The sequence below is a fragment of the Hymenobacter algoricola genome, from assembly GCF_039539525.1.
Taxonomy (GTDB): Bacteria; Bacteroidota; Bacteroidia; order Cytophagales; family Hymenobacteraceae; genus Hymenobacter; species Hymenobacter algoricola.
In genome coordinates, this window is record NZ_BAABDH010000012.1 from 85,535 (window position 1) to 98,144 (window position 12,610).

10 protein-coding genes are annotated in these 12,610 nt (G+C 62.1%); 9 read left to right on the forward strand and 1 reads right to left on the reverse strand.

Annotated features, from left to right (window positions below; all coding sequences use genetic code 11):
- Nucleotides 1-137 precede the first annotated feature (137 nt).
- Nucleotides 138-887 (forward strand): DUF2490 domain-containing protein, encoded by a 750-nt coding sequence (locus ABD842_RS02705; RefSeq protein WP_345109697.1) that lies wholly within the window; start codon nucleotides 138-140, stop codon nucleotides 885-887.
- Between the two features lie 121 nt (nucleotides 888-1,008).
- Here the strand turns inward: ABD842_RS02705 and ABD842_RS02710 are convergent, their stop codons facing one another.
- Nucleotides 1,009-1,857 (reverse strand): oxidoreductase, encoded by an 849-nt coding sequence (locus tag ABD842_RS02710; protein ID WP_345109699.1) that lies wholly within the window; start codon nucleotides 1,855-1,857, stop codon nucleotides 1,009-1,011.
- 371 nt (nucleotides 1,858-2,228) lie between these two features.
- Between ABD842_RS02710 and guaB the strand changes: the two genes are divergently transcribed.
- The 8 genes from guaB (at nucleotide 2,229) to ABD842_RS02750 (ending at nucleotide 12,576) form a co-directional block, all read left to right on the forward strand.
- On the forward strand, nucleotides 2,229-3,704 hold the full coding sequence (guaB, locus tag ABD842_RS02715; protein WP_345109702.1) for an IMP dehydrogenase: 1,476 nt from the start codon (nucleotides 2,229-2,231) through the stop codon (nucleotides 3,702-3,704).
- A gap of 243 nt (nucleotides 3,705-3,947) precedes the next feature.
- A complete protein-coding gene (locus tag ABD842_RS02720) occupies nucleotides 3,948-6,047 on the forward strand; it encodes a PP2C family protein-serine/threonine phosphatase (RefSeq protein WP_345109705.1) in 2,100 nt (699 codons plus the stop codon).
- 14 nt (nucleotides 6,048-6,061) lie between these two features.
- Nucleotides 6,062-6,391 carry an STAS domain-containing protein gene (locus ABD842_RS02725; RefSeq protein ID WP_345109708.1) on the forward strand — a complete coding sequence of 110 codons (330 nt, stop codon included), beginning with the start codon at nucleotides 6,062-6,064 and terminating at the stop codon, nucleotides 6,389-6,391.
- A gap of 23 nt (nucleotides 6,392-6,414) precedes the next feature.
- Nucleotides 6,415-6,828, forward strand: a complete 414-nt coding sequence (locus ABD842_RS02730) for an ATP-binding protein (protein WP_345109711.1) — start codon at nucleotides 6,415-6,417, stop codon at nucleotides 6,826-6,828.
- A 178-nt stretch (nucleotides 6,829-7,006) separates the two neighbouring features.
- Nucleotides 7,007-9,289 (forward strand): peptidylprolyl isomerase, encoded by a 2,283-nt coding sequence (locus tag ABD842_RS02735; protein ID WP_345109714.1) that lies wholly within the window; start codon nucleotides 7,007-7,009, stop codon nucleotides 9,287-9,289.
- 251 nt (nucleotides 9,290-9,540) lie between these two features.
- Nucleotides 9,541-10,929, forward strand: a complete 1,389-nt coding sequence (locus tag ABD842_RS02740; protein WP_345109717.1) for a peptidylprolyl isomerase — start codon at nucleotides 9,541-9,543, stop codon at nucleotides 10,927-10,929.
- Between the two features lie 101 nt (nucleotides 10,930-11,030).
- Entirely contained in the window at nucleotides 11,031-11,996 is a 966-nt protein-coding gene (locus ABD842_RS02745) for an AAA family ATPase (protein WP_345109720.1), read from the forward strand.
- Nucleotides 11,997-12,132: 136 nt separating this feature from the next.
- Complete coding sequence (locus ABD842_RS02750; protein ID WP_345109723.1) at nucleotides 12,133-12,576, forward strand: hypothetical protein; 444 nt, start codon at nucleotides 12,133-12,135, stop codon at nucleotides 12,574-12,576.
- Nucleotides 12,577-12,610: the final 34 nt, after the last annotated feature.

Genomic DNA, 12,610 nt, shown 5'->3' on the forward strand with positions numbered 1-12,610 from the left:
TACCGCCGCCAAAGGCAGCGTAACGGCCTGATGAGCAGACCCGTGTTTTACTTCCGGGCCATCAGAATATTTGTTAACAATTTGGTAATCCTGGTAATGATTTAGTAATATTGGCTATGACCAGTATCTGCCGCTGTATGCTAGGGTTGGGAAGCTGCGTGGGCAGCCTGCTGGCTGGCCATGGCGCCGCGGCGCAGCAGCTGGCGGATAAAAACCGTGAGTTGCCGGTGGAGAATGTGTGGCTGCTGTATTCTACCGACGCCCGCCTGAGCGAGAAGTGGGGCGTACACGCCGATGCCCAGATTCGCCGCTCCCGCACGGTTGCCGTGCTGCGGCACAATCAGGCCCGCGTGGGCATCAACTACCACGCTACTTCCCAGGTGACGCTGACGGCGGGCTACTCCTACGTGGCGCAGTTCAGCACCGACGACTCCCCGGCGGCCATCCACGCCCCCGAGCACCGCCTCTACGAGCAGCTGGTGCTGCAGGACGTCAAAGGCCTGGTCCGGATGCAGCACCGCTACCGCCTGGAGCAGCGCCGCCTGGTGCGGCCGGGGGAAGACCGCGCAGTATATCTGAACCGCCTGCGGTACCAGCTGCGGGGCGTGCTGCCCCTGCGGGGCGCCGTCCTTCAGCCCGGCACGCCATACGTGGCCGCTTCCGATGAATTGCTGTTCGACTTCGGCCGCAACGCAACCGGCAGCATGTTCAGCCAGAACCGCGCTTACCTGGCCCTGGGCTACCAGTTTACGAAAGCCACGGCTCTGGAGGCGGGCTACCTACACCAGCTGTTCATCGACGGTGTGGCACCCCAGCGCCACGTCGCCCAGCTGAGCCTCACGTTCAACCCCGATCTGCGGCCACTCCCCGAGGCCGCGGGCCGGTAGCTACTCCCAGGACGCAGCCTGCACCCAGCGCGCAGGCCTACCCGACGGGCCTCTCATCAAAACGCCGGGGGCGGATACCGTGTGGTATCCGCCCCCGGCGTTTTGATGAGAGGCAGCAGGGCTACTCCCCGGCCGGGAAGTCGGCAGCGTCGCCGGTTGCGGCCACGGCTTCCAGCTCTTGCATCAGGCCGGCAAACTTGTCGCGGGCGCCTTTCACGGCGGCTTTGCCCAGCGGCAGATGCAGGGGCGGGTTTTCCTGCCGTACGAGGTCGAACATGATCTGGGCGGCCCGGGCCGGGTCGCCGGGCTGGCGGCCGCTGTAGCTCTGGATGCCCTTCAGATTTTCGCCCACGGTGCTGCGGTAATCCTCAATCTTGGTGTCGGCGAAGGTAGCCGAGCTGCCGGCCCACTCGGTGCGGAAGCCGCTGGGCTCGATGTTGGTGACTTTGATGCCGAGCGGCGCCACCTGCTGGGCCAGGCTTTCGCCAATGGCTTCCAGCGCGAACTTCGAGGCATTGTAGACGCCCACGCCGGGAAAGGTTTTCAGGCCGCCGATGCTGCTGATGTTGAGCACATGGCCACTTTTCCGCTCGCGCAGGTGGGGCAGCACGGCCCGCAGCACGTGCAGCGGCCCGAACACGTTCACGTCGAACTGGCGCTGCACCTCGGCGGCGTCGATTTCCTCGATGCTGCCCAGGGAGCCGTAGCCCGCGTTATTCACCACCACGTCGATGTGGCCCAGGGCCTGAATGGCGTCGGCAATGGCTTTTTTCACCTGCCCCTCGTCCGTAACCTCACACAGGAGGCCGCGGCCGTTGGCGCCAGCTTTTTTGGTGAATTCCGCAGCCTGCTCGGGCTGGCGGAAGGTGGCGGCGACCTTGTCGCCTTTGGCGAGCAGCAAATCGGCCAGCGCAGCGCCGAAACCGGTGCTGACGCCGGTAATAAACCAGTTTTTGGAAGTAGTGGTCATAAGCAGAAACGGAGCGGCGGACCCGGGTTCGCCGCGGGGTTGGAAAAAGCAGTACGGACCCGCCGGGCCCGGGTAAGGCCAGGCAAGGTCCGGGCTATTCAACTGCAGAAACGCCGGGCGGGTTTAAAACTTGCTGCTCAAACCGCCGCAACCCACCAGCCCACGCGGCGGCCAGCCGCCAAAAGCCGGGGCGGCATAGTTCCCATCCTGGCCGCCCCCGGTGCAGCCTGCACTGCCTCTACTGCGGGCGGGCGGTTCTTTTTCGGGCTCCAGAGCTGATTATACCAAATGATAATACGGCGCTGAGCGCGGGCCCGGGTTTTCGTCGTAGCTTTGCCCGGCAATAAGTGAAACGTAATCATCTTGTTGCCATGGCTGCCGACGCCCTCCCCAAAATTGCCTTCGAGGCCCTCACCTACGACGATGTGCTGCTGCTGCCAGCCTATTCCGAGGTCTTGCCCCGCGACGCGGACACCAGCGCCCAGCTTACCCGCAACATCCGCCTGAACCTGCCCTTCGTGTCGGCGGCCATGGATACCGTGACCGAGTCGGAGCTGGCCATTACCATGGCCCAGGAAGGCGGCCTCGGCATCATCCATAAAAACATGAGCATCAAGGCTCAGGCCGAACAGGTGCGCCGGGTGAAACGCTCGGAGAGCGGCATGATCCTCGACCCGTTTACCCTGGAAGAGCACGCCACCCTCGGCGACGCCAAGCAGCTGATGCGCAAGCACAAAATCGGCGGCATTCCCATTATCGACGCTCGGCGCGTGCTCAAGGGCATTCTGACCAACCGCGACCTGCGCTTCGAAAAGGACATGACCCGGTCCGTAGCCGAGGTGATGACCAAGGGCAAGCTGGTGACCACCGAAACCGGCACCGACCTGGCCCGGGCCGAAGACATTCTGCAGGAATTTAAAGTCGAGAAGCTGCCCGTCATCGACCAGGACGGCCGCCTCACCGGCCTGATCACCTACAAGGATATTCGCAAGCGGCGCCGCACGCCCAACGCGTCGAAGGACGAATTTGGCCGCCTGCGCGTGGGGGCTGCCGTGGGCGTGACGGCCGATTTGCTGGAGCGCGTGGCGGCCCTCGTGGAAGCCGGCGTGGATGTGGTGAGCGTGGACACCGCCCACGGCCACTCCAAGGGCGTGCTCGACGCGGTACGCAGCATCAAGCAGCAGTTTCCGACCCTCGAAGTTATTGCCGGCAACGTGGCTACCGCTGAAGGGGCCCGCGCCCTGGCCGATGCCGGGGCTGATGCCGTGAAAGTGGGCGTGGGCCCCGGCTCCATCTGCACCACCCGCATCATTGCCGGCATCGGCGTGCCCCAGCTCTCGGCCGTGCTGGAAGCAGCCCGCGGCTTAGCCGGCACCGGCGTGCCCCTTATTGCCGACGGCGGCGTGAAGTTCAGCGGCGACGCGGTGAAGGCCCTGGCAGCCGGCGCCTCCAGCATCATGATTGGCTCGCTGCTGGCCGGCACCGAGGAAGCCCCCGGCGACATTATCATCTACGAGGGCCGCAAGTTCAAGTCGTACCGCGGCATGGGCTCGGTGGAAGCCATGGAGGAAGGCTCCAAGGACCGCTACTTCCAGGATGCCGAGGACGACGTGAAGAAGCTGGTGCCCGAGGGCATCGTGGGCCGCGTGCCGTTCAAGGGCGGGGCCGGCGAAGTGCTCTACCAGCTGGCCGGCGGCCTGCGGGCGGGCATGGGCTACGTGGGCGCGGCTACCATCGAGGTGCTGCAACAGGCCCGTATGGTGCGCATCACCAATGCCGGCCTGCGCGAAAGCCACCCCCACGACGTACAGATTACCAGCGAGTCGCCGAACTACAGCAGCCGCTAGCCGCCAAGCCGGGCCGCAGGACACTGGTGGGTTGGAGGCTTTGTGCGCGCAGGCGCCGCCTCCGACCCACCAGTGTCTTATTTTAGCGGCGCCTGGTTTTACCGCTTCTGCTTCATTCTTAGCGCCCTACCCCAGCCAGCCGAGGAATTGCTACTCCCACCGCGCTTCTTTGGCCTTCACCGCCTATCTTAGCCGACTGATTCCGCCCCGACGGCGCGCTGCCCCTTGCCTGATATTTCGTTCATGCCCTTTCTCCCCAAACTGAAGCCCGCTATCCTGCCTCTCGCCGCGCTGAGCTGGTTGGTACTGCTGATCAGTACGCTGCTGCATGCCAATGCCGCGTTGGCAGCCCGTTTCGGGGTTCCGCCCACCTGGGTTACGCTGGTAGCGCAGGCTGTTTTTGTGGCCAGCGTGTTTCTCTACCAGCGTGGGCAGCCCGACCCGCTGCGCGGCACCGATTTTGTGGCCCTGCTGCGCCGGGTGATGCTGGGGCCCGGTCTGCTGGCCACGGCCTGCGTGGCCCTGTACCTGTTCGAGCTGCTTCTGCAGTCGGGTACTCCCACTGCCGACCGCACGCTCTTCTCGGTTATCTACACCATTAACGTGGGCCTGTTCATCGTCTTTCTGGCCTATACGACGTATGCCTGGCGCGCTTTGGTGCTGTTCCGCTCGGCGCCAGGCATCCGCCGCAGCTGGCGGTGGTTTGAACTGCTGCTGGGCGTCACCCTGCTGTTCAGCCTGCTGGGCTGGACGCCGCCCGGTGTCCTGGCGTACCCGGTTATCGGCGGCCTGGCTTTGTTTGGCGTGTATCTGACCAGCTACCAGAAGTGGATTGCCTACCTCAACCGGCGGCAGAAGTGGGAAGCGGTGCTGCTGCAATTTGCCCTGCTGCTGTGCATGACCATCTTCGTGGCGTATTTTCTGCGTGTTGCCGACTACCCCAAGCTCGTGGCTCCCGCGCCCCAGCACAACTTCCTACTGCTCACCGCCTTCTTCGCCGCCTTCTTTGCCCTGATGGGGTTATTGGTGACCTTGTTCAACCTGCCCACGGCGGGTATTTTCGAGCAGAAGCGCGAGGAAATCCTGAGTTTGCAGCGTCTGACCCAGCTGATTCAGAAAGGCCAGACCGAGCAGGAAGTGTACGACATGCTCTTTGACGCCGCCGTGCAGACCGTGGAAGCCGATGCCGCCTGGCTCGACGTGGACAACGAAAGCCGGAGCCCGCTGCAGGGCAAACGCTTCAGCATCGAGGAAGAGCGCATCGACGACATCCGCACCCTGCTCGCCGACTACAACCTGGGCCACATCGAGTACCTCAACAACGACCTGCCCAACACCAGCGGCTTCCGCGGCCTCGACCTGCAGCTAGGCTCCCTGATTGTGATGCCGCTGCGCTCGGCCAAGCGGCAGTATGGCTCGTTGTATATGCTCAAGGAGCATCGCCAGGGCTTCGACCGTGAAAACCTGGGCATCCTGCAAACCTTCACTACCCAGACGGTGCTCAGCATCGAGAACCTGCAGCTGCTGGCCAACTCGCTGCAGAACGAGCGGGTGCAGGAAGAGCTCAAGATTGCCTCCTCGGTGCAGGACAGCCTGATTCCGAAAAACCTGCCCATCGACAACTGGTTTGAAATAGGCTCCCACGCCCGGGCGGCCAAAGAAGTGGGCGGCGACTTCTACGACTTCCTGCACCTGCCCGGCAAGCGCCTGGCCATCCTCATCGGCGACGTGTCGGGCAAGGGTATCACGGCCGCCTTCCACATGGCCCAGATGAAGGGAATTTTCCACGCGCTGATGCAGGAAAACCCGCTGGCCAAGGACGACCGGGAGAAGTTTCCGGTGCCCAGCAAGTTTATGGCCATGGCCAACCGCGCCCTGACCCACTGCCTGGAACGCTCCTCGTTTATTACCGCGGCCCTCTACATCATCGACTACGAGCACGGCGGCTTCATCTTTGCCCGCGCCGGCCACTGCCACACGCTGTACTATCACTCCATCAAGGAGGAAGTGTCGTACTTCCACACGGCGGGCCTGGGCCTGGGCATCATCCGCAACGACTCCTACGAGAAGCACATCAAGAACCAGTTCTACGACTACAACCCCGGCGACGTGATGGTCATCTACACCGACGGCATTGTGGAAGCTCGGGGCAACGACCAGGAAGAATACGGCGAAGAGCGCCTCAAGCAGATGCTGGAGCGCAACTATTACCTCGAAGCCGAGGAAATCAAGCAGCAGATTCTTAATGACCTTGACGAGTTCAGCGCCGGGCAGCCCATGCACGACGACCAGACCCTGTTAGTCATCAAGTTCAAAGCGGCCCAACCCGACACCCTAAGTTAACGTACAGAGGAGGCATGAAAATAACTCAAGAGTCCGCCGATAATATCCTTACCCTCAGCCTGGACGGTGAACTGGACGCCAGCTCATCCGTTCTGCTCGACACGGAGCTCACCAAGCCGGAGGTGCTGCACTACAAAAAAGTCCTCATCGACTGCCAGAAGCTCAACTATATTTCCTCCGCGGGCCTGGGCGTTTTCATCTCCCACCTGCAGCAGTTTCAGGACGCCGACGTGAAGCTGGTATTCTTCAACATGCAGGAAAAAGTGCATAACGTGTTCGAGATTCTGGGACTGGATGCGCTGATGACCATTGTGCCGTCGCAGGCCGAGGCAACTGCTTTTTAGGCTACCGAAGGATAACGCGAGGGATGAAAAACGCAATCCGCATTAGTTGTAACCGCAGCAATCTGAAGGTAGTGCGCGACTTCGTCAGCGCCTACCTGGCAGCGTACAGCTTATCCGATTTGCACCTCAATCAGATTGTGCTGGCCGTGGATGAAGTAGTGGCCAACCTGATCATTCATGCCAACGGCGAAGACGAGTCCCAGCACCTGGATCTGCGGCTGAACGTCAACAACCAGGTGTTTGGCATCGAAATCGAAGACGACAGCAACTCGTCCTACGTGCCCTCGTCCTACAAGGAGCCCGATCTGCAGGAGCATATCCGCGTCGGCAAGAAGGGCGGCGTAGGCATGACGCTGGTCAACCGCATCATGGACCGGGTGGAGTTTTCTACCACGGGAACCCATAATGTGTGCCGCTTGTACAAAAAGATAGCCTGAGCACGTTGAGGCTCAGGCGGGGAAAGCACTTCGGTCCCGAAGTGCTTTTTTTGTATCGGGCCGGCACCGGCAAAGACGCCGACGGCCCAAAAAAAATCCGTAAAATTGCGTCAGGCAGCGTTCCGGTTCGTTCGCCCCGCCTTCTGCCACTTCGCTTTAGTAGTTTCTTATTCCCTGTATGCACAAACGCATTCTGTACGCCGGCCCGGTTGCCGTTGCATTGCTGGCCGGGTGCCAGACTACCAAACCCGTCACCGCCGCCAAACAGCCCGTTGTGGAAACGCTCGGCACCCGCGAAGTCCCGGCCTCGGAGTTCGCCTATGTGTACCGCAAAAACAACAGCACCGCCCCCGAATACGGGACCAAGGCCAGCGTAAACGAGTACCTCGACCTGTACACCAACTTCAAGCTCAAGGTGCTCGAGGCCGAGCAGCGCGGGCTGGACACCACCCAGGCCTTTAAGCGCGAGCTGGAAGGCTACCAGGGCCAGCTGGCCCAACCCTACCTGACGGAGAAGAGCGTCACCGACCAGCTGGTGCGCGAGGCCTACGACCGGCTGAGCCAGGAGGTGAATGCCTCCCACATCCTGGTTCGCATCACCCCCGAGGCTGAGCCTAAGGACACACTGGCGGCCTACCAGAAGATCATGGCCCTGCGCCAGCGCGTAACCGGCGGCGAGGACTTTGACAAAGTAGCCCGCGAAACGTCGGAAGACCCCTCGGCCCGCGAAAACGGCGGCAAGCTGGGCTACTTCACCGCCATGCAGATGGTGTATCCGTTCGAGTCGGCGGCTTATAAAACCAAGGTGGGCGAGGTGTCAGCGCCCGTGCGCACCCGCTTCGGCTACCACGTCATCAAGGTGAACGACCGGCGCCAGGCCCAGGGCGAGATCAAAGTGGCCCACCTCATGATCCGGGCCACGCCCGGCATGCCCAAAGCCGACTCGGTGACGGCCAAAAAGAAGATTGATGAGCTGTACGCCCGCCTCAAGCGCCAGGAAAACTGGGACAAGCTGGTGGCGCAGTTTTCGGAGGATGCCGGCTCCGCCGCCAATGGCGGCGAGCTGCCGCCCTTCGGCACGGGCCGCATGATTCCTTCCTTCGAGGAGTCGGCCTTCAAGCTGCAGAACTCCGGCGACCTCGCCGCCCCGGTCCAGACGCCTTACGGCTGGCACATCATCAAGCTCATAGAGAAGCAGCCGGTAGCTAAGTTCGAGGACATGGAGCCGTCGCTGAAAAGCAAGGTTTCCAAGGACTCCCGCTCCGAGCTCAACCGCACCGCTTTCCTCAAGCGTATCCGCGTCGAAAACAGCTTCACCGAGAACAAGGCCGGCAAGGACTACGTGTTTGCCAAAGCCGATACGTCGCTGGTGAGCGGCCGCTTCAAGTACGTGCCCGCCGAGAAGGACAAGCTGGCCACCGCGCCGCTGTTCACCATTAAAGGCAAGCCCTACCTGACCAAGGATTTCCTGGCCTACGTGCAGCAGAACCAGCGGGCCCGGCCCGGCTCGGAAGCCCGCTACAGCATGCAGCAGCTCTACGACCAGTACGCCGACCAGCAGCTGACCGACTACGAAAAAGCCAACCTCGAAAACAAGTACGAGGACTACCGCATGCTGGTGAAAGAGTACCGCGACGGTATTCTGCTGTTCCAGCTGATGGACGAGAAGGTGTGGTCGAAAGCCATTGAGGACACCACCGGCCTGCAGAAGTTCTTCGCCGACAACCAGGCCAAGTACCAGTGGGACTCGCGGGTGCAGGGCACCGTGATTAGCGCCGCCACGCCCCAGCTTCTGACCAAGGCCCAGCAGCAGCTGAAAGGCGGCCGCTACGTAGTCAAAAACGGCGTGCCCGCCACTGTGGCCTTCCGCCCCGGCACCGCCGACATTCTGAAAGGCGCCTGGAGCGGCCTCGACCGGCTGGCCAGCCAGCTGCAGGCCGACTCGACCTTGCAGTTGGTGGTAACCGGCCGCGCCAAGAAAGGCGAAAGCGCCACGCTGGCCCGCAAGCGCGCCAGCAACGTGGTGCTCTACCTCACCACCAAGGGCGTGCCGGCCCGCCGCCTGAGCACCGCCGCCAAAACCCTGACCACCGCTTCCGACTACTCGGCCCTGCTGAGCGTGACGGGCACCAACACGGTGGCGCTGGAAGAGATGCTGAACGAGCAGAATCCGCTGGCGGTGCAAATCACCCAGCGCAGCTTCCAGAAGGGCGACAACAAAGTGGTGGATGAGCTGCTGACCCGCGGCCCCGGCTCGTACGACGTACCCAAGGACGGCCGCTACTACAACGTGACCATCGACAAGGTGCTGCCCGCCGGCCCCAAAACGCTGGCCGAAGCCCGCGGCCAGGCTACCTCTGACTACCAGAACTACCTGGAAAAGCAGTGGATTGCCCAGCTGCGCGACCAATACCCCGTGAAAATAAACCAGCCGGAAGTCGACAAGCTGGTGACCAAGTAACGGACCTTTTCCGGCTCCTGACAACGTGAAAAGCCCCGGTCAGCACCGGGGCTTTTCTTTTATCCGGGGCGCCATGCAACGCCGCGCGGCTGGCACGCCTCCTGCTGTTGGCCGCCCGGGCCGGGCAATAACCGGTGGTTTTTGCCGGAGAAAGGATTTATGCTGAAATTTACGGGCGGCTTTCTGCGTTTCTTCAGCCGACCGGCCCGGGCATCCTCCTGACGAGCCCGGGCGTTACTCTTTTTGATTCCATGACTCCATTCGTTCGTTTGTCGGCCCGCGTAGCGCTGCTGGCCGTGGTGCTGCTGGCTGGCACCGTTAGTTCCAGCTTCGCCCAGCTGGGCATTGGCCGGCCCACCGGCCGCACCATGGTCGACGCCATCATCGTTAAAATCGACAACCAGATTGTGCTCAGCTCCGATCTGGAAGCCGTGTATGCCCAGCAGCTGGCCCAGGCCGAAGGCAAGCCCCTGCCGCCCGACCTGCGCTGCAAAATCCTGCAGAGCATAGTGCTCAACAAGCTGATGCTGGCCAAAGCCGAAACCGACTCAGTGGTGGTAGAGGACTCCCAGGTACGCAATGAGCTGGACCGGCGCATGGCCTACTTCGTGCAGCAGATCGGCTCGGAGAAGAAGCTGGAGGAATACTACAACAAGCCCATCAAGCAGCTCAAGGACGACTTGCGCCCCCAGATCAAGGAGCAGCTCGTGCAGCAGAAGATGCAGGAAAGCATTGCCGGCAAAGTCACCGTGACGCCTCGCGAGGTGCGCCAGTACTTCAACCGCGCCCCCAAAGACAGCCTGCCCTACTACTCGACCGAGGTGGAAGTGGGCCAGATCGTGAAGCTGGCCCAGATCAATCCCAAAGCCAAGCAGGACGCCATTACCAAGCTCAACGATATTCGGGGCCGCATCCAGGCCGGCGAAGATTTTGCCACCCTGGCCAAGCAGTTTTCCGAAGACCCCGGCTCGGCCGTGGAAGGCGGCTACCTGGGCTTTTTCAAGCGCAAGGAGCTGGTGCCCCAGTACGAGGCGGCGGCCCTCAAGCTGGAGCCCGGGCAGATGTCGCCGGTGGTGGAGTCGCAGTTCGGCTTTCACCTGATCCAGCTCATTGAGCGCAAAGGCGACTCCTACAGCACCCGCCACATCCTGCTCAAGGCCGCCACCGGCAACAGCGACGTGAACGAGGCCGCCCTGCAGCTGGCCAAGCTGCGCACCCGCATCCTGGCCGACAGCACCACCTTCGCCAAAGCCGCCAAGGACCAGTCGGACGACAAAAACACCGGCAGCAACGGCGGCCTGATTCCTAACCGCCAGGACGGCAGCTCCTACCTGCCCCTCGACAAGATTGACCCGGCCATCTTCTTCACCATCGACACCATGAAGGTGGGCCACATCACCCCGCCCCTGCCCTACCGCACCGACGACGGCAAGGACGCCATGCGCATCATCTGGCTGAAGTCGAACACGCCGCCCCACCAGGCCAACCTGAAGGACGACTACCAGAAGATAGCCCAAGCCGCCCTGAACGAAAAGAAAAATAAGGCGCTGGACGAGTGGTTTCTCAAAAACCGCGGCAGCGTGTATATCGAAGTCGACCCGCGCTACGCCGACTGCAAGCTGCTGGATGCAGTAAACTAATCTGGCCGGCCCGGCTGCTGAACGGGCCCGGGAAGACAACCTTTTCGCCGGTCTGCCTGTCCTTAGTCCCAGATTCCTTACTTCCTCCCTTACCCTCCTAGATGCGCACATTCTCTTCTGATAAAGAAGCCGCCGACGCGCTGGCCGCCTCTTACCAAACCCTGCGCAAGGAAATCGGCAAAGTAATTATCGGGCAGGATGACGTGGTGCGCCTGGTGCTGACGGCGGTATTTTCGCAGGGTCACTGCCTGCTGGTCGGCGTGCCCGGGCTGGCCAAAACCCTGCTCATCCAGACCATTGCCGACTCGCTCGACCTGTCGTTCAACCGCATCCAGTTCACCCCGGATTTGATGCCCTCCGACATTGTGGGCTCCGAAACCCTGACCCAGCAGCGCGACTTCCAGTTTGTGAAAGGCCCCGTGTTTGCCAACATCGTGCTGGCCGACGAGATCAACCGCACGCCGCCCAAAACCCAGGCGGCCCTGCTCGAAAGCATGCAGGAATACTCCGTGACGGTAGCCGGCAAGCGCTACCCGCTGGAGCGGCCGTTCTTCGTGCTGGCCACCCAGAACCCGATTGAGCAGGAAGGCACCTACCCGCTGCCCGAGGCCCAGCTGGACCGCTTCATGTTCAACATCGAGCTGGGCTACCCCAGCTACGAGGCCGAGCTGCAGATCGTGAAAAACACCACCTCCGATACCAAAGCTACCGTCAGCAAGATTCTGCACGCCGACGACATTCAGGCCTACCAGCACTTGGTGCGCCGCGTGCCCGTAGCCGACAACGTGGTGGAGTACGCCGTGAGCCTGGTGCACAAAACCCGCCCCAATACCGACCGGGCCGCCGGCCGTGCCACCCAGCTGCTGGAGTGGGGCGCCGGCCCGCGGGCTTCCCAGCACCTGATTGTGGGCGCTAAGTGCAATGCCCTGCTCAACGGCAAGTACTCGCCCGATATCGAAGACGTGAAGGCCGTAGCGGTACCCATTCTGCGCCACCGGCTGGTGCGCAACTTCAAGGCCGAAGCCGAAGGCATCAGCGTTGAGCAAATCATCAAAGAGTTGTTGTAGGGTCTTGGGGGCTTAGGGTCTTGGTGTTCGTTCCGCCAGACTTTAGCTCCAATGGCCGTAACTGCAGAGTTAGCCATAAAGGTTACCGCTAAAAATCCAAGACCCTAAGTCCCCAAGACCCCAAGCCCCTAGCCACATGGAAGCCCAGTCGTACTATCAGCAATTTGAGCGCAACGTGGAGATGATTCTCGACGCCGTGCGTGTGGGTCTGGACCTGCGAACCACGCCCCTGCAAACCACGCTGCCGCTGGAACTATACGTTCTCTGCGAGGTCCTCAACCAGGCCGGCGGCCAGTACCGGCTCACCACGGAAGGGCTGGACCGGCTGGCCGAGTTCGAGCAGCAGTACCAGCAGCACGGCGCGGAAACCGAAGCCATCATGCGCCGCATTCTGGAAGACAAGCGTGCTTCGATGCGCACCCCCGAAGGCCGCGTGCTGACCAAGGAGATGCTGATTCGCCGCCTGGAGTTTTTCAACGAAACCGCCCGGCTGGTGAACGTGATGCGCACCCAGCAGGCGCTGGGCAGCCCCATGCAGTACCAGCATCCGCACATCAAGGGCCTGGTGCTGAACAAGTAGCCGACTACTCCCGGTACCGGGCTGCGCCATCCGA